Raw genomic sequence first — 17,245 nt, 5'->3', positions numbered from 1 at the left:
GAATGAGAGATGTCATCTCACAAGCAAGTAATCGATGTCGTCATGCCGCAGCTGGCTGAATCGCTTGTGTCGGCAACGATTGGAAAATGGCTCAAGAAGCCAGGAGATACAGTTGAGCAATATGAGCCGATCTGTGAAGTCATCACCGATAAGGTAAATGCAGAGATTCCTTCTACCGTTGACGGTGTGATGGGAGAACTGCTCGCAGCTGAGGGTGAAGAGGTGGCCGTTGGCCAGGCGATTTGCCGGATGGAGATCACCGCTTCACCGGAGGTCTCTACCCAGGAAGAAGCCGATCAAAGGGCAGCTCAAGCTGAGTCGAAGCGGGAAGCCGGCTCGTCGAGAGGACATGCTGATGAATCGCAGCGAGGCCGCTATTCTCCAGCGGTGCATACACTGGCTGCGGAGTATGGAGTTGATCTTGCTCAAGTTCAGGGAACCGGACTTGGCGGACGAATTACCCGCAAGGATGTCCTTGCTTTCGCAGAGAACGGAGGAGGCAAGTCCGCTCCGATGGCTCATGTGCATAGTACAACGGCAGCCATGCCGCCTATGGCGCCGGCACCAAGTCCAGTCACCATCTCGGCTGACCTGGGCCGTGCAGCATTTGAGCCGGTCCGTCATTCCGGCCTGCATCTAACGGAGACGCCCAAGATTCCTACGATTGAGGTTGAGAGCGGGGATCGCTCGGAATACTTTATCGATGTTACGCCAATTCGCAACACGACTGCGACACGGATGCGCCAGAGCGTCTCGGAGATTCCGCATGGCTGGATGATGATCGAAGTTGACGTGACCAATCTGGTCCAGTTGCGCAATAAGATCAAGGATGAGTTCAAGCGTAAGGAAGGCGTTAATTTAACCTACCTTGCCTTCCTGCTCAAAGCTGTAGTCAGCGCAATCAAGGACTATCCGATCATGAACTCGGTATGGGCAGTTGATAAAATTATCGTAAAGCGGGATATCAATATTTCTCTTGCTGTTGGTACGGAAGATTCCGTGCTTACACCGGTAATTAAGAAGGCGGATCAGAAAAATATCGCCGGGCTTGCCCGCGAAATCGATGAGCTTGCGACTAAGGTTCGCGCCGGCAAGCTCAAGCTCGATGATATGCAGGGCGGTACGTTTACAGTCAATAATACAGGCTCGTTCGGGTCGATTCTGACCCAGCCGATTATCAACTACCCGCAAGCTGCGATCCTTACCTTTGAATCGATTGTGAAGAAGCCGGTGGTGATCAATGACATGATCGCGGTACGTTCGATGGCGAATCTGTGCCTCTCCCTGGATCATCGTATTTTGGATGGGGTCATTTGCGGACGCTTTATGCAGCGTGTGAAGGATAATATGGAGAGCTATTCCTTGGAAACCCAGGTGTATTAATCTCGGATATCAGAATAAGCTAATGAATGAGGAGCAGCAGCAGGTACCTAACTTGCTGCTGCTTCGGCATCTGCTGCAATACGGCGGAGAAGGTTCAGGATTTTAGCGTAAAAAAAACGGCTCAAACAATGCGACCAGCGTGGAACCCACCATCGCAAATAACATCAAATAGACAACGATTTTAAACCACTTGTTTTTCTTCATAAAAATAGGGTCCTCCTTAAAAATGCTTGTACACAATATATTATCGTAAAACGGAAAGCGGGGAAAGTTTTGTGATCAACAAGGATCGAGTAATTGAGCTCTTTCTGGAGCTGGTACAAATTGACAGTGAAACCCGGAATGAACGCCAGATTGCAGATGTATTAAAAGAAAAATTTACTGCGCTCGGATTAACGGTGACTGAGGATGATTCGGCTGGCCGAACAGGTCATGGAGCCGGAAATTTAATTGCTACGCTTCCTGCTAATGAAGCTGGCGGCGCAGGGATCCCGCTCTTGTTCACCTGCCATATGGATACAGTGGCGCCGGGACAAGGCATCAAGCCGGTCATCGGAGAAGATGGTTGGATTCAAAGTGATGGAACAACGATTCTTGGAGCAGATGATAAGGCCGGGATTGCCGTTTTGCTTGAGGTGATTCAGAGCCTGCAGGAACAGCAATTATCCCACGGCCAGCTCCAGTTTGTCATTACCGTCGGAGAGGAAATGGCACTAACAGGCTCTCGTGCGATGAATCCGGAATTGCTTGAAGGGAAATACGGCTTTGCGCTGGACTCCAATGGTGAGGTTGGCTCTATTTGTGTCGGTGCTCCGACCCGGGCGCAAATTGATATTGAGATTTTCGGCAAATCTGCGCATGCCGGTGTGAATCCGGAAGATGGAATCAGCGCGATCCAGGTGGCAGGTAAGGCGATTTCGCGGATGAAGCTGGGGCGGATTGACGAGACAACGACAGCTAATATTGGGAAATTTGAAGGTGGCGGGGAGACGAATGTCGTTACCGATTATGTGAAGCTGTATGCCGAAGCTCGCAGCACCTCGCAAGCGAAGATAGAAGCGCAAATTAAGCAGATGCGCGAAGCGGTGGAATCAGCTTGTACGGAATTTGGCACGCGTGGGGAATTCCACAGTCAGATTGCCTATCCTGCATTTCATTTTGAGGAAGGCGACGAGGTCGTGCAGCTGGCCAAGCGTGCCGCAGCCCAATTGGGATTGTCAGGAACAACCTTTATTTCCGGCGGTGGAAGTGATGCCAATGTATTTAATGGCCACGGAATTCCTACCGTGAATCTGGCGGTCGGCTATGAGCATATCCATACCACGGCAGAAAGAATCCGCAGGCAAGATATCGAAGGTCTGGCTGAATATGTGCTTGAGATTATCGCGCAGTCGAGCAAATAACCTGATTACTGCAGCATTTTAGAAGCCGGGATCGGAAGATTCCGGCTTTGTGTCGCAGACCAGACTGTATGCCATTTTGTCTCGTAGATGATGTTCAAGGCCCGGGAGATATCGTCCAAATGCCGTTCGATAATGCCCTGTTCCTTCCGGTCGGGACGGTATAGCTCGATGCGCCTGGTAAGGCGGTTCATCACTGTATGCAGATAGCAGGAGCATGCGCCGAATCTGGCCCTGGCCATATCAGGGAACTGTTCGGCAATACGTTCAAAGATTCTGGCTGCTTCCTCGAAATGACCGTCATCATGAAGGATTTCTGCATAGATATAGCGGGCATGACGATGGCTTGTGCCGTCCTCGCTCAGCTTCTCCTTGCCAATTCGTTCAAGCTCCAATCTTGCAAGCTCCACATAACCTTCCTTATACAGGACAAGTATATAATCATCTCTAAGAAAATCGTTGCTTGAAGCCAGCGCGCTTGCTACAGGCAGAACACCCATTTTAACTGCTGTTTCCATCAACGCTTGGGTTTGGTCTAGCGGCAAAGCATTGGACGCAAGTACAGCCTCGGGGTTGCTGCCTTGCGGCACCACAATCTCGGCAAGCCGACAGAGCTTCACCCACAGTTCTAGCTGAGAGTGAAGCTTTGTCGTGTCTTGCTCAGAAGCCAGACTCATCATCCAATTCTCCAATGCTTGCAGGGCAGCCTGAAATTGCCCGGTACGGATCAGGCATTCTGCATACTGGAGCCGTATATATTCCTTCTCAAGCAGCAGGGGAGAGACATGTTCAATCGCATATGTATAAGCACCGAGCCGGTATAATGATGTGAACAGCCATTCCCGGCCTTCCTCTGGACTGATATCCGGATGATGTATGTAATTCTGTAAAGTCTCATAGATGACGGTATCCGATGCTCCTTTTCGAAGCAAAGTTTCGCCATGGTTAAGCATCTGCTGTAACAGCATGTCACACCTCCATTAAACAATTAAACCAATTTCATGCAGATGAATAACAAACCATTACATTTTGATCCGAGGTGTGAGCCACTGCTGCAGTGTGGTATCGGCGCTGGCAGACCTGGTCCATTGAGCCAGCAAAATCCGAACCTGCCAACCTTTTCCTTGTATTCGAACCCCTTGCTCGCCAAGCGTGGTCTTCATCGCAGAAATCTCCTTTTTCGATCAGGTTTGGTATAATAACACCATATGTCCGGAAGGGACAAGTTATGACAGGAGGAGTACGGGAATGGGAAACGAACGATTAGATGAGAAGACAATATCCACGGAGCCGATCTTTGAAGGAAAGGTCATCTCCTTGCAAATCGATACTGTGGAGCTGCCGAATGGCAGCCAGGCCACGCGCGAAATCATCAAGCACCCGGGTGCAGTCGCTGTAGTCGCAATCGTCAAGGATCGGCTGCTGCTTGTGGATCAATACCGTCAGGCGATGGGCAGACCGGAGCTGGAAATACCGGCAGGCAAGCTGGAGAAGGGCGAAGACCCACTTGAGGCAGCGCGGCGCGAGCTTCAGGAGGAAACAGGCTATACTTGCGGTAAAATCACCCTGCTGCATTCGTTCTATACTTCTCCCGGATTTGCCGATGAAATCATCCATCTCTACTTGGCCGAAGAATTGACCGCTGGAGCGATGTCTCCGGATGAGGACGAGTTCCTTGAAATTATTGAAGCCACATATGATGAGGTGCAGCGGTATATTTCCGAGGGGAGAATTTCAGATGCCAAGACATTATTGGCATTTTATTATTGGCAATTGAAAAGACTTCAAGAGCAGTCCCGGAATGCGGCGGCGGTTGAGTAAATGATGGAGCAGAAGCTTGTTAGCATCTATGCGGATCTGCACATACACATCGGCAAGACGTCCAAGGGGGCGCCTGTAAAGATCAGCGGCAGCCGGAACCTGACCTTCGCCAATATTGCCAAAGAAGCAGCTGAGCGAAAAGGAATTGACCTGATCGGTATCATTGACTGTCACTCTCCTGGGGTGCAGCAGGATATCATGGCATGTCTGGAAGAGGGAACGATGCGGGAGCTGGATGAGGGAGGGATTGCCTACAGAAGCACAACAATCCTGCTTGGCAGCGAGATTGAAATCCGCGAGCCGGGAATGGGTCCTGCACATTTGCTGGTATTCTTTCCTTACCTGGATCAAATGGTGGATTTCTCTGGATGGATGTCGTTGCATATGAAAAACATTCACCTCAGCTCTCAGCGGATTTATGTTCCGGCACGTGTGCTTCAGGAGGAAGTCTACGCCCGCGGGGGAATGATGATTCCGGCTCATATTTTCACCCCTCACCGGAGTATTTATGGAAGCTGTTCGCCGCGAATGGCGGATGTGCTTGATCTTGAACGGATAGCGGCCGTGGAGCTGGGGCTTAGCTCGGATAGCCAGATGGCAGGCTGGCTCAGTGAACTGGACCCTTATCCTCTCTTGAGTAATTCCGATGCGCATTCTCTGGGGAAGATCGGCAGAGAGTATAATGAATTGCTGCTGTCGGCACCCTCCTACAGCGAATTTGAGCTTGCACTGGCCGGCAAGGAAGGCCGTTCCATTGCAGCCAACTATGGCCTTGACCCCCGGCTGGGCAAGTATCATCGTTCCTTTTGCAGTACCTGCGGTACAACCGCAAGCGGAGACGAGCCGATGATTGAGCGTTGTCCGGGCTGCGGCAGCAAGCATATCGTTCGCGGGGTGCTTGACCGGATTCTCTCTATTGCGGATCGCCCCATGATGCAGGTTCCCAAGCATCGCCCTCCTTATTTCAATCAAGTACCGCTTGAGTTCATCCCCGGATTAGGTCCGGCGAAGCTCGACCGCTTGCTGGAGCACTTTGGAACCGAGATGAATATATTGCACCGCATTCCGGAGGAAGAGCTTGCACGGGTGGTCGGCCAGGAATTAGCGGGTTGGATCGCAGCTGCGAGAAGCGGCGGACTTTCCCTTCAATCTGGCGGGGGAGGCATATACGGAAAAGTTGGGCAATAACGAGTTAGGTTCTCTTCGCATCCGGCATAAGTAGCAGGGCTTGTTCATACAGTAGAGTAAGTATATATGAACATGAACCGAAGAACAGGAGGCTCTGCCGGATGCTCCAACCTATACGCCACACTTTAAAGGATCAGACGCCATTATATGTATTTGTCTCCGTGCTCTTTTTGATGGGGGTTGTGTTCGGTGCCTTGATGGTCAATGCGCTGACTCTAGAGCAGCAGCAGGATCTATCAAGGTATTTTGGCAACTTCTTTGTTTCCATTCAGGAAGGCGGCGAGGACTTTCAGCCCATGACTTATTGGCAGGCAGCCAGTCTGCATTTGAAATGGTTAGGGCTGATCTGGCTGCTGGGACTCTCTGTTATCGGCTTGCCGGGCATTTTGATCCTCGATTTTCTGAAGGGAGTCTTGATCGGCTTTACAGTCGGCTGCCTGGTTGGTCAGTTTACCTGGAAAGGACTGCTCTTTGCATTGGTCTCTGTTGCACCGCACAATTTGCTCGTCATTCCGGCACTGATGGTAAGCAGTGTTGCGGCTGTAGGGTTCTCGTTGGGAATTATCCGCAACCGGGTTCTGCTGAATCGGGGCGGAGGCATCGCCAAACCATTCCTTTCCTATACAGGCTTGACGCCCACAATGGCCGCAGTGCTGCTGGCCGCGGCTTCTTTTGAAACTTATGTGAGCCCATCGATGATGGCTTGGGTGACTCCGATGCTGCAGCAAGCGTTGATCCGTGGATAATGCCAGTTAATGTTTGACTTTGTTGATTCAGACCCCCTATAATGAAAGAAGTGATTTATATGCAAGTTGCGGCGAATCCTGGGGGGGAAAACATGGAATCCAAAATTGATAAAATCAAACAGCAGCTACAATCCCACGGTTATAAGCTGACGCCCCAACGGGAAGCCACGGTTCGAGTCCTGCTAGAAAATGAAGACGATCATCTTAGTGCTGAGGATGTTTTTATGCTTGTTAAGGATAAAGCTCCTGAAATCGGCTTGGCTACGGTCTATCGGACACTGGAGCTATTAAGCGAACTTCATGTGGTAGAGAAGATCAACTTTGGCGATGGGGTGGCCCGGTACGATCTGCGTACGGATACTACCAAGCATCATCACCATCATTTAATCTGCGTACAGTGCGGAGCGATGGACGAGATCAAGGAAGATTGGCTCGGTCCGCTGGAGGAACGGCTGGAGAAGGAGTTTAATTTCACCGTGCTCGATCACCGGCTTGACTTTCAGGGAATCTGTTACCGCTGTAAGGATAAGAACGAAGACAGCAAGTAATTAAAATACAGGAACTCCACCGCTTGGCCGGATGGAGTTTTTTATTGCGCTTATTCCTCATATTCAGGCCCAGCGTTCAATATAATGTACAAGCGGTAATTCTTGAACAACCTCTTTAAGATCGCTAATTCGGGTAAATATGAGGTGGGCCTATGGTAATCTCCCTGCGTAAATGGTTATTACGTTTAAAATATGCTTTAATATTTATGCTGCTTTCTTACATGTTTTACTATGCGATCGGCTTGATGAAGGAATATGTTTTGCAGCCCGATAAGTATCGGGTACCTGAGGGCTCCGCGGTAAAAGTGTTTTACGGGGATGCAGCCGAGGTATCCGATGCGGAGAATCTGGCAGATCGACTAAAGTTGTTTTACTGGTACGGAGAATGAACTGAAATTCGGGCAGGGAAAACTGCCGGAAATGTGGAATAGTTGAGTAGAGGGGAAATCCTCATCTGATGACATGATCTGACAGCTTGAAAGGAGGAACTGGACGTGCAGCAGGCCGCAGCCTCTTTTATCACCTATTTAACGCAGCAAAGAAAGCTAAGCCCGTCAACGCTGGAGAGCTACAGTCGGGACATTGGACATTTTCTGGATTATTTGACGGACCGGGGAATTTCGGCCTATCCTGAGCTTACGCGAACCGGAGTAATGTTATATTTTGCCCGGTTAAGAGAACAAGGCAAAGCTCCGGCTACGATTGCAAGAAGCTCGGTCGCGCTGAAGGCATTCCTCCAATTTCTGCTGCAGGATAACATCATTGAACAGGATCTTGCCTCAGCGATCACTCCGCCCAAATTGGAGAAGAAGCTGCCGGATATCCTCTCGCTTGAGGAGACACAGCTTCTGCTTGAGGCGCCGGATGATACAACTCCATTGGGACTTAGAGATAAGGCGATCCTGGAGCTGTTATATGCTACGGCGATTAGGGTCAGCGAGCTCATTGCCCTGAACATACGGGATGTCGATATCGGCGTCCGGTTTTTGCGTTGTTCAGGAGATACAGGCAAAGAACGAATTTTGCCGTTCGGCATGGAAACAGCCAAATGGCTGGACAAGTATTTAAACGAGATCCGGGGAGAACCAGCCTTGCATCCTGAGCAGAAACCGCTTTTTCCGAACCGCTCCGGGGAACGAATCAGCCGGCAAGGTATCTGGAAGCTGCTAAAAAAGTATGCAGAGCGGGCGGGACTCACAAAGGATATCACCCCGCATACGCTGCGGCACTCCTGTGCAGTGCATTTGCTGGAGAGCGGTGCGGATGTCCGTTCGGTGCAAGAGATGCTCGGACATGGCGATCTGGCCACAATTCAGCTGTACCTTGCTCAATCCAAGCCTAATTTGAAGGCGGTTTATGATCAATTTCACCCTCGAGCGAAGGCACGGCATTCGGATCCGGCTCAATAAGTGCTCCGAATGGTTTGCGCGGGTCTAGGGATTACTAAATGGAGCAGGATAGAAGGAGTGACAAGGATGACAAAGGAAAACCGTTTTGACAAAATAACAGTCATCGTACTGGATAGCGTAGGAATCGGAGAACTGCCGGATGCTGCGAGCTTTGGGGATCTTGGTTCCCATACGCTCGGACATATTCTGGAGCGGGTGCCGGGCACCAAGCTGCCTCATCTTCAGCAGCTCGGTTTAGGTAATATCGCTGACTTGCCTAATCTGGGACCGGCTGCATCGCCGGAGGCTTATTACGGCAAGATGGCGGAGATTTCAACAGGCAAGGATACGATGACAGGACACTGGGAGCTGATGGGGTTAAAGATTGAGACTCCGTTCCAGACGTATCCGGAAGGCTTTCCCCAGGATTTGGTTACCCGCTTTGAGCAAGAGACTGGACGCAAGATGATCGGGAACAAGCCTGCATCCGGCACAGAAATTCTGGACGAGCTGGGTGAAGAGCATATGAAGACCGGGGCTTGGATCGTGTATACCTCGGCCGATAGTGTGTTCCAGATTGCTGCTCATGAAGAGATCATCCCGCTTGAAGAGCTGTATCGGGCATGTGAAATCGCACGCCGCCTGACACTGGCTCCTGAGCACTCGGTGGGAAGAGTCATCGCAAGACCGTTCGTAGGTGAGCCGGGAGCCTTTAAGCGTACGCCGAACCGTCATGACTATGCGGTATCTCCGCCGGAACCAACCGTGCTGAATGCATTGAAGGAGTCCGGCAAGGATGTAATCTCTGTAGGGAAGATTAATGACATTTTTTCCGGGGAGGGCATCTCGGCGTCGTATCCGACGAAGAGCAATCTGCATGGGATTCAGGAGACAATCCGCTTAATGGAGCAGCCGTTCAACGGATTGCTGTTTACCAATCTGGTTGACTTTGATTCCTTATTCGGCCATCGTCGGGATCCGGAAGGCTATGCGGGTGCATTGGAGGAATTTGACGCGTATGTTCCACAATTGCTGGAACGGACCGGAGAGCGTGATTTGCTGGTGATTACCGCGGATCATGGAAACGATCCGGTGCATCCGGGGACAGACCACACCCGGGAATATGTGCCTTTACTTGTGTACAGCAAGGGCTTGACTTCACCTGGAAGTCTGGGTGTGCGTGCCAGCTATGCCGATCTTGCCGCAACGATTGCGGACAACTTTGGCGTTCAGAGCACCGTGCATGGAAAGAGCTTTTTAGGCCAACTGAAATAAGCAAGGGAGAGATGGACAATGGTTACTGTACTTACGATAGGCATGATTAAGGAAGCGGCTGATTTTATCCGCTCAAAGACAAATACGACTCCGAAGGTTGGACTTATTCTCGGGTCTGGTCTTGGCGTTCTCGCAGATCATTTGCAGGATGCTGTCAGCATCGCATACAGCGAAATTCCTTATTTTCCGGTCTCAACGGTGGAAGGTCATGCCGGCGAGCTCATGATCGGGAGCTTGAATGGAACCCCGGTCGTTCTAATGAAGGGACGCTTCCATATGTATGAGGGCTATGGTCCTGAACTGACGGCTTTTCCGGTTCGGGTCATGAAGGAGCTGGGCGTTTCCGCCCTATTGGTCACTAATGCAGCTGGCGGCATCAACACTTCGTTCAACCCGGGTGATCTGATGCTGATCTCGGATCACATTAATTTGACCGGAACCAACCCGTTGATTGGTCCGAATGATAGTGCGCTTGGTGTGCGCTTCCCGGATATGTCCCAGGCCTACAGCCGCCGCTTGCGCGAGCTGGCGCGGACAACCGCGAAGCAGCAGGGCATTTCCGTACAGGAGGGCGTCTATGCAGGCCTGCTTGGTCCTACCTATGAGACGCCCGCTGAAATCCGTATGCTGCGGACGCTTGGGGGAGATGCCGTAGGCATGTCTACGGTCTCGGAAGTGATCGTAGCGAGACATGCCGGCATGGAAGTGTTGGGAATTTCCTGCATCAGCAACATGGCGGCCGGGATCCTCGATCAACCCTTATCCCATGACGAGGTGATGGAGACGACGGATCGGGTGCGGGAGCAATTTTTGAACCTTGTGCTGGCGATTATTCCGGATATGGCGAACGGATGAGGTGAAGAACGATGAGAGCTGTGGATTTGATCCGCAAAAAAAGAGACGGGCATGAGTTGTCCGGAGAAGAATTAGGCTTTCTGATCCGGGGATACAGCGAGGGCAGCATTCCCGATTATCAAATGGCCGCTTGGGCCATGGCTGTATATTATCAAGGGATGAATGCGCGGGAAACCGCCGATTTGACGATGCATATGGCCTCGTCCGGAGACATGATTGATTTGAGCTCGATTCATGGCATCAAGGTAGATAAGCATTCAACCGGCGGGGTTGGAGACAAGACGACCATCGTCCTGGGGCCGCTCGTCGCTTCCGCCGGCGTTCCTGTGGCCAAGATGTCCGGTCGCGGACTCGGGCATACAGGCGGAACGATTGATAAGCTGGAGGCCATTTCCGGCTTTTCGGTAGAGCTGGATCAAGAGCAATTCTTTTCCCAAGTGAATGAGATCGGCCTTGCGGTCGTCGGACAAAGCGGCAATATGACGCCTGCCGACAAGAAGCTCTATGGTCTGCGCGATGTTACCGCAACCGTAGACTCGATTCCGCTGATCGCCAGCTCGGTTATGAGCAAGAAGATTGCAGCCGGTGCGGATGCGATTGTTCTGGACGTGAAGACCGGCAGCGGGGCGTTCATGAAGACGCTAGACGATTCCATCCGGCTGGCCAAGGCAATGGTAGATATCGGCACACAGGTCGGGCGAAGTACGATTGCCGTGATCAGTGATATGGATCAGCCATTGGGCTTTGGAATCGGGAATGCCCTGGAGGTTAAAGAGGCGATTGCTACCTTGCGTGGAGAAGGCCCGCCGGATCTGGCGGAAGTGTGCCTGATACTCGCTTCCCATATGCTGATTCTTGGAGGCAAGGCAAGCAGCGAAGAGGAGGCGAGAGCCCTCCTGCAAGCCAAGCTGGATAGCGGAGAGGCGCTGAACAGCCTGAAACGGATGGTAGATGCTCAGGGCGGCGATGCCGCACAGATTGATCAACCTGACCAGTTGCAGGCAGCTGAGCTTCAAGTTGAGGTGAAGGCGGAGAAGGCAGGATATGTAGAATCGATCCAGGCCGAAGAGATCGGCATAGCGGCTATGCTCTTAGGCGCTGGCAGGGAAACGAAGGATTCCGTGATCGATCTTGCAGCAGGGCTAATTCTGCACAAGAAGATTGGTGATTACGTTGAAGCGGGCGAGACAATAGCGGTACTTCATTTGAACCGTGCCCATGAGGACAGGCTGGAGGAAGCAAGGTCCAAGGTGGTTGAGGCTTACGGCATCACGGAATCAAAGGTTCCGAGACGCCCTCTCGTCTTTGCCTTGGTCACTCCTGAAGGAATTAAGAGATTCTAGCTGATTTCAGGCAATTGAGTAGGTTTGTTTCCTTTGCGGGGGCAGTCCGGGGTTAGTGAAAACTGACTTCCGGGCTGCCCCTTTTTGCGTTTGCAAAAAAAGTTGTAGGGCCGTAAAGACACCTTTGCCCGCAGCGGCTCAAAACATCTATCATCTCTCCGTAAAACTCAACAGCCCGTCAAGGTATATCAGTTGAACTATAAAAACGTAGAAAGGGCATAAGTGTGAAGTGTTAAAAGCTTTCTGTAAGAAAGCTGCTTCGGAAGCATAAAGCGAAAGCGTTCGCCTTTGTGAGTGGATTTCTACTTAATAATATCTTAGTTCAAATAGAGAAATCCGCGAACAACAGCGATCGTAAGAACACTTCACACGTTGCCCCAGAACGTAAAATTCAGTAGTTCAACTTATATACTAAGAATATTATTACAAATTTTGGTTCATACTAAGTTATCAGAATTGTAATTCCTAGACTAAGGGGGACTTATGTTGAAGAAACGGTTAATCCTGTGCTGTATGGCCTTGCTCTTGGCAGTGCCTCTTGGGGCGGTACAGGCAAGGGCGGCGGTCGAAGAGCCCGGCAACACTGCCTCGGAGCTCGCATTGGCTGAACAGGCGCAATCCGCCATTCTGATTGATGCGGATACGGGAACAGTTATATTCGAAAAGAAAAGTCATGAACAGCTTCCTCCGGCGAGCATCACCAAAATTATGACAATGCTGCTCACGATGGAAGCGATTGATCAGGGCAAGCTGAAGCTGAACGATAAAGTTACGACGAGTGAATATGCAGCTTCCATGGGCGGTTCGCAGATATTCCTTGAGCCGGGCGAAGAGATGACTGTGGATCAACTGCTTAAAGGAGTTGCGATGGCCTCAGGCAATGATGCTTCTGTAGCCTTGGCTGAAAAAATCGCCGGAACCGAGAAGGCCTTTGTCAATATGATGAATGAGAAGGCAAAGGAGCTGGGACTTAAGGATACGCACTTCTCCAACTGCAATGGCTTGCCGGTGGAGAACCATTATTCCTCGGCCCACGACATCGCTATGATGAGCCGCGAGCTCCTGAAATACGAGGGGATCACGGCCTATACCGGTGCCTACCAGGATTATCTTCGCCAGGAGACGGAGAAGCCGTTCTGGCTGGTGAATACGAATAAGCTGGTTCGCTTCTACAGCGGGGCTGATGGCCTGAAAACCGGCTACACCTCGGAGGCAAAATTTTGTCTGGCAGCGACCGCAAAGCGCGATGGCTTGCGTCTGATCGCTGTCGTGCTAGGAGAACCCAATACAAAGACTCGGAACAGTGAAGTATCCTCTATGTTTGATTACGCCTTCTCGCAGTATGCGCTGCATCCGATCTATAAAGCGGGCGAAGTTATCGGAAAGGTGAAGGTGCATCGCGGCGAGGCTTCCCAACTAGATCTGGCAGCGTCGAGAACGATGAATGTTCTGGTGAAAAAGGGGTCCCAGCCGGCAGACATTACACAAAAGCTGGAGGTTCCTGACAAGCTGTCTGCTCCAATCCATGAAGGGCAGATGATCGGCAAGCTGATCATTTATCAGGACGGCAAGCCGCTGACTGAGTTCGAACTGAAGGCGGCCTCTTCGATCGAAAAGGCGGGCTGGTGGACCATGTTCAAGCGTACGGCCTCACATCTGTTCTTTGTAGATTCGTAGCAGTTTTCTTCTAGTTTTGTCATCCGGCAGGATTCTCTGAATGAGCTGTAGAATTGTTGTGTTCATGACAGGGAGGAGAGTGAACAGACATGAATTTGCACATGGATATGATCAGGCATCGCAACACCCTTGTGGCGCGTCTGGTAGGGGAGCTCGATCATCATACGGCGGATAAAGTCCGTATCATGCTGGAGGATGAGATCGGACGCGGCGACTGCCGTCATCTTGTACTAAGCCTGGAATCACTGCAGTTTATGGACAGCTCGGGGATCGGAGTCATCCTGGGCCGCTATAAGCAGATCAAGCTCAAAGGCGGAAAAATGGTCATATGTGGCGTAAACCCGCAGGTGTACCGCTTGTTGGAAATGTCGGGGCTGTTTAAAATCATGGCCGTTTATGAAAATGAAGCCACAGCTCTTACCGAATTGGAGGTCGCACTATGAACCAACCCGGCCGAAATTTTATGTCGCTGCAGTTTGCTGCCAGAAGCGAGAACGAATCCTTTGCCCGTGTCACGGTCGCTGCCTTTGTCTCGCAGCTTGATCCGACTATGGATGAGATCACGGATCTGAAGACGGTCATTTCTGAAGCGGTAACCAATTCTATTATTCATGGCTATGACGGAGATCCCGAAGGGATTGTTACCATATCGGCTTTGATTGAAGGAGATACGGTGACCTTATCGGTAGAGGACAAGGGGCGCGGCATCGAGGATGTAGAGCTTGCCAAGCAGCCGCTGTTTACGTCCAAGCCTGAGCTGGAACGCTCGGGGATGGGCTTTACGATTATGGAGAATTTCATGGATGAATTTGAGGTAAGCAGTGAGCTTGGCGGCGGAACCTCGATCCGGATGAAGAAGAGAATCGTATCAAAGACAGCTTTATACAATTAGGGGTTGGAGCTATGGATGCTGAAGTGAAGCAAGCCTCGAGAGAATATTTGGACGACTCAGAAGTAAAACGGCTGATCGCGCTTAGCCAGGCCGGGGATTCGGGTGCCAGAGACCGACTTGTAAGCAGCAACATCCGATTGGTCTGGTCCGTCGTTCAGCGCTTTATGAACCGGGGATACGAGCCTGAGGATCTGTTTCAGATCGGCTGTATCGGCCTGCTAAAATCGGTTGATAAATTCGATCTTAGCTATGATGTCAAATTTTCCACCTATGCAGTACCGATGATTATCGGAGAGATTCAGCGCTTTTTGCGGGATGACGGCACCCTCAAGGTTAGCCGCTCCCTTAAAGAAATGGCAAACAAGGTTCGCAAGAAAAAAGACGAGCTGTCAAAGGTGCTCAATCGTCTCCCCACGATCAAGGAGGTGGCGGAGGAGCTTGGAGTGACGCCGGAAGACGTGGTATTTGCGCAAGAAGCCAATAAGCCGCCGACCTCAATCCATGAGACCGTCTTTGAGAACGATGGGGATCCAATCACGCTGATGGATCAAATTGCCGACGAATCCCAGGAGCGGTGGTTCGACAAGCTGGCGCTCCACGAGGCGATAGACGGACTCAGCGACCGGGAAAGACTGATCGTGTACTTGCGGTACTACCGGGATCAAACCCAGTCCGAGGTGGCGGCCAGGCTTGGAATTTCCCAGGTCCAGGTATCCCGTCTGGAGAAGAAAATACTGCAAAATATTCGCGATCAAATCGCACAATAGTGTCACGTCATATATAATATAGACATGCATGACGATATTGGATTGAAGGAGTCTATAATTATGAGTGTACATATTGGAGCAAAACCAGGTGATATTGCGGATACAGTGTTACTTCCCGGCGATCCGTTACGCGCAAAGTTCATCGCCGAAACGTATTTAAGCGACGTCGTTTGCTATAACGAGGTTCGCGGTATGCTTGGATTTACCGGAACCTATAAGGGCAAGCGGATTTCTGTTCAGGGCAGCGGGATGGGGATTCCTTCCTTCTCGATTTATGCCAATGAATTGATTCAGGAATATCAGGTGAAGAATCTGATTCGTGTGGGAACCTGCGGCGGCATGCAGGAGCATGTGCATGTGCGTGATGTAATATTGGCACAAGGAGCATGTACTGATTCCAGTATGAACCGCCATATCTTCAAAGGCTACGATTTCTCTCCGATTGCCAGTTTTGATCTGCTCAAGGCCGCTTATGAGCGCGGAGTAGAGAAGGGGCTGAAGCTGCATGTCGGCAATATTTTCTGCTCCGACAGCTTCTATCGGGACGATACCTCGGTCACAGGCTTGCTGATGAAATATGGGGTGCTGGGCGTCGAAATGGAGACGACAGCGCTGTATACCCTTGCTGCGAAATTCGGAGTGAATGCGTTAACCATTCTTACCGTCAGTGACCATCTGTTGACAGGAGAAGAGACTACGGCAGAAGAGCGTCAGACGACCTTCAATGAGATGATGGAGGTTGCGCTGGAGACGGCCATTTCTTTATAGCTTCATCAATCAAATACACGGTTTACAGAGTAGAGACCACCCCTCCATGGCATACTATGGGTAATTCGCCATGAAAGGGGTGGTCTGTTTGTTGCAGGATCAAGCTTCCGTCATCTATGTTCGGCTGCGCAAGCAGGTGATACATCCGGCAGGAGCTCCCATCAGGCTGAGGGATATTGCACGGATTCTGGCTGATCCGAGCCTGGAGCGGGAGCTGCTGGATATGGTGTTGTCCAGATCTGAGCCTAGCGATGGAAATCGAATTGTGATTGATATGCTGCAAATCATCTCAAGAATTAAAGCGAAGCATCCCTCAGTGCTTATCGAGTTTATCGGAGAGCCTCATGTGCTGGTTGTGATTCAGAAAGCGCCCAGAAAACCTTCAATCGTTCTATTCGTTCTGGTGTGGCTGCTGTTATTTTTCGGTGCGGGGCTGACCATTATGAACTTCCATGCAGATGTGAGCATGCCCGAGGTTCACATACGTATCGTTGAGATGATTACCGGTCATAGAGACGAGCATCCCTATTTGTTTCAGGTCGCTTATTCGCTCGGCATTGGTTTTGGCATGATTCTGTTCTTCAATCATTTATTCAAGAAGAAATGGAATGAAGAACCGACTCCGCTTGAGGTTGAGATGTACCTGTACCAGGAAAACCTGAATCAATATGTCATTGCGGAGGAATATGAGAAGATGCGGCTTGCCGAGTCATCGCCCAAGGGGAAGCAGCCTTGATGACCCTGGTCTCGCAAGCGGCTGTTGTTTTCCTGGGATTTGCAGGAGGGATTGCTGTCGGTACGGGTGTGATTGCCCTTTTCATTGTACTGGATATGATACCTCGATTGGCTCAGGTTACCCGTTCCTATGATAAAGTGCATTGGTATGAAGGGGCTATGATTAGCGGCTCCTTGCTGGGAACGGCAGCGGATTTCTGGAATTGGAGTGTTCCCGGGCCATGGATTGGCAGCGGAATTGTCGGCTTGTTCAACGGCATATTCATCGGAATGCTCGCCGCCGCGCTGACTGAGGTGTTGAATGTTCTGCCGATCTTCGCGAAGCGGCTATACATGCATAAATATATGACCCAATTGCTGTATGCGATGGTGTTCGGCAAGGTCGCAGGTTCATTGTTTGAATGGTTCATCTATAGACAGTAACTGCATAGGAGGTATCCACAATGATGAGTCAGGAAC

21 protein-coding genes are annotated in these 17,245 nt (G+C 50.8%); 18 read left to right on the top strand and 3 right to left on the bottom strand.

What is annotated here, in order from left to right:
* Nucleotides 1–9 precede the first annotated feature (9 nt).
* A complete protein-coding gene (locus TX85_RS10615) occupies nt 10–1,383 on the top strand; it encodes a dihydrolipoamide acetyltransferase family protein (protein WP_044479095.1) in 1,374 nt (457 codons plus the stop codon).
* Between the two features lie 102 nt (nt 1,384–1,485).
* Here the strand turns inward: TX85_RS10615 and prli42 are convergent, their stop codons facing one another.
* Complete coding sequence (gene prli42 / locus TX85_RS26515; protein WP_101781135.1) at nt 1,486–1,587, bottom strand: stressosome-associated protein Prli42; 102 nt, start codon at nt 1,585–1,587, stop codon at nt 1,486–1,488.
* 71 nt (nt 1,588–1,658) lie between these two features.
* Between prli42 and TX85_RS10610 the strand changes: the two genes are divergently transcribed.
* Nucleotides 1,659–2,786 (top strand): M20/M25/M40 family metallo-hydrolase, encoded by a 1,128-nt coding sequence (locus TX85_RS10610; protein ID WP_044479094.1) that lies wholly within the window; start codon nt 1,659–1,661, stop codon nt 2,784–2,786.
* 5 nt (nt 2,787–2,791) lie between these two features.
* On the opposite strand, the gene TX85_RS26280 is transcribed toward TX85_RS10610, so the two are convergent.
* Both TX85_RS26280 and TX85_RS26770 read right to left on the bottom strand, forming a co-directional pair.
* Complete coding sequence (locus TX85_RS26280) at nt 2,792–3,751, bottom strand: tetratricopeptide repeat protein (RefSeq protein ID WP_049894900.1); 960 nt, start codon at nt 3,749–3,751, stop codon at nt 2,792–2,794.
* A gap of 54 nt (nt 3,752–3,805) precedes the next feature.
* Nucleotides 3,806–3,946 carry a Z-ring formation inhibitor MciZ gene (locus TX85_RS26770; protein WP_148444357.1) on the bottom strand — a complete coding sequence of 47 codons (141 nt, stop codon included), beginning with the start codon at nt 3,944–3,946 and terminating at the stop codon, nt 3,806–3,808.
* Nucleotides 3,947–4,031: 85 nt separating this feature from the next.
* Here TX85_RS26770 and TX85_RS10600 point away from each other — a divergent pair, with 85 nt between their 5' ends.
* From TX85_RS10600 to TX85_RS10525, 16 genes are all read left to right on the top strand, one after another.
* Entirely contained in the window at nt 4,032–4,604 is a 573-nt protein-coding gene (locus TX85_RS10600) for an NUDIX hydrolase (protein ID WP_044479093.1), read from the top strand.
* Between the two features lie 3 nt (nt 4,605–4,607).
* Complete coding sequence (locus TX85_RS10595; RefSeq protein WP_044479980.1) at nt 4,608–5,792, top strand: endonuclease Q family protein; 1,185 nt, start codon at nt 4,608–4,610, stop codon at nt 5,790–5,792.
* Nucleotides 5,793–5,893: 101 nt separating this feature from the next.
* Nucleotides 5,894–6,538 carry a stage II sporulation protein M gene (gene spoIIM / locus TX85_RS10590; protein WP_044479092.1) on the top strand — a complete coding sequence of 215 codons (645 nt, stop codon included), beginning with the start codon at nt 5,894–5,896 and terminating at the stop codon, nt 6,536–6,538.
* A gap of 92 nt (nt 6,539–6,630) precedes the next feature.
* Nucleotides 6,631–7,086, top strand: coding sequence for a ferric iron uptake transcriptional regulator (gene fur, locus TX85_RS10585; protein ID WP_044479091.1), 456 nt, complete (start codon nt 6,631–6,633; stop codon nt 7,084–7,086).
* A gap of 152 nt (nt 7,087–7,238) precedes the next feature.
* Nucleotides 7,239–7,475 carry a DUF4227 family protein gene (locus TX85_RS10580; protein ID WP_044479090.1) on the top strand — a complete coding sequence of 79 codons (237 nt, stop codon included), beginning with the start codon at nt 7,239–7,241 and terminating at the stop codon, nt 7,473–7,475.
* 105 nt (nt 7,476–7,580) lie between these two features.
* Nucleotides 7,581–8,495, top strand: coding sequence for a site-specific tyrosine recombinase (locus TX85_RS10575; protein WP_044479089.1), 915 nt, complete (start codon nt 7,581–7,583; stop codon nt 8,493–8,495).
* A gap of 66 nt (nt 8,496–8,561) precedes the next feature.
* Nucleotides 8,562–9,749, top strand: coding sequence for a phosphopentomutase (locus TX85_RS10570; RefSeq protein WP_044479088.1), 1,188 nt, complete (start codon nt 8,562–8,564; stop codon nt 9,747–9,749).
* An 18-nt stretch (nt 9,750–9,767) separates the two neighbouring features.
* On the top strand, nt 9,768–10,604 hold the full coding sequence (locus TX85_RS10565) for a purine-nucleoside phosphorylase (RefSeq protein WP_044479087.1): 837 nt from the start codon (nt 9,768–9,770) through the stop codon (nt 10,602–10,604).
* A gap of 11 nt (nt 10,605–10,615) precedes the next feature.
* Nucleotides 10,616–11,947 carry a pyrimidine-nucleoside phosphorylase gene (locus TX85_RS10560; protein ID WP_044479086.1) on the top strand — a complete coding sequence of 444 codons (1,332 nt, stop codon included), beginning with the start codon at nt 10,616–10,618 and terminating at the stop codon, nt 11,945–11,947.
* Nucleotides 11,948–12,433: 486 nt separating this feature from the next.
* Complete coding sequence (locus TX85_RS10555; RefSeq protein ID WP_044479979.1) at nt 12,434–13,624, top strand: D-alanyl-D-alanine carboxypeptidase family protein; 1,191 nt, start codon at nt 12,434–12,436, stop codon at nt 13,622–13,624.
* A gap of 89 nt (nt 13,625–13,713) precedes the next feature.
* Complete coding sequence (spoIIAA, locus tag TX85_RS10550; protein WP_044479085.1) at nt 13,714–14,067, top strand: anti-sigma F factor antagonist; 354 nt, start codon at nt 13,714–13,716, stop codon at nt 14,065–14,067.
* Nucleotides 14,064–14,516, top strand: coding sequence for an anti-sigma F factor (gene spoIIAB / locus TX85_RS10545; RefSeq protein WP_044479084.1), 453 nt, complete (start codon nt 14,064–14,066; stop codon nt 14,514–14,516). Before spoIIAA ends, spoIIAB begins: the two co-directional genes overlap by 4 nt.
* 11 nt (nt 14,517–14,527) lie before the next feature.
* The gene (gene sigF / locus TX85_RS10540; RefSeq protein WP_044479083.1) at nt 14,528–15,283 is read left to right on the top strand and encodes an RNA polymerase sporulation sigma factor SigF; all 756 of its coding nucleotides are present in this window, start codon (nt 14,528–14,530) and stop codon (nt 15,281–15,283) included.
* A 60-nt stretch (nt 15,284–15,343) separates the two neighbouring features.
* Nucleotides 15,344–16,051 (top strand): purine-nucleoside phosphorylase, encoded by a 708-nt coding sequence (gene deoD / locus TX85_RS10535; protein ID WP_044479082.1) that lies wholly within the window; start codon nt 15,344–15,346, stop codon nt 16,049–16,051.
* An 88-nt stretch (nt 16,052–16,139) separates the two neighbouring features.
* Complete coding sequence (locus TX85_RS10530; protein WP_392391817.1) at nt 16,140–16,787, top strand: stage V sporulation protein AA; 648 nt, start codon at nt 16,140–16,142, stop codon at nt 16,785–16,787.
* On the top strand, nt 16,787–17,209 hold the full coding sequence (locus tag TX85_RS10525; protein ID WP_044479080.1) for a stage V sporulation protein AB: 423 nt from the start codon (nt 16,787–16,789) through the stop codon (nt 17,207–17,209). The genes TX85_RS10530 and TX85_RS10525 overlap by 1 nt, the downstream gene beginning before the upstream one ends.
* Nucleotides 17,210–17,245 lie beyond the last annotated feature (36 nt).

The sequence above is a fragment of the Paenibacillus antibioticophila genome (genome assembly GCF_000455265.1).
GTDB lineage: Bacteria > Bacillota > Bacilli > Paenibacillales > Paenibacillaceae > Fontibacillus > Fontibacillus antibioticophila.
The sequence above is the reverse complement of the archived record's forward strand: the minus strand, read 5'-3'. Positions and strand labels throughout refer to the sequence as shown.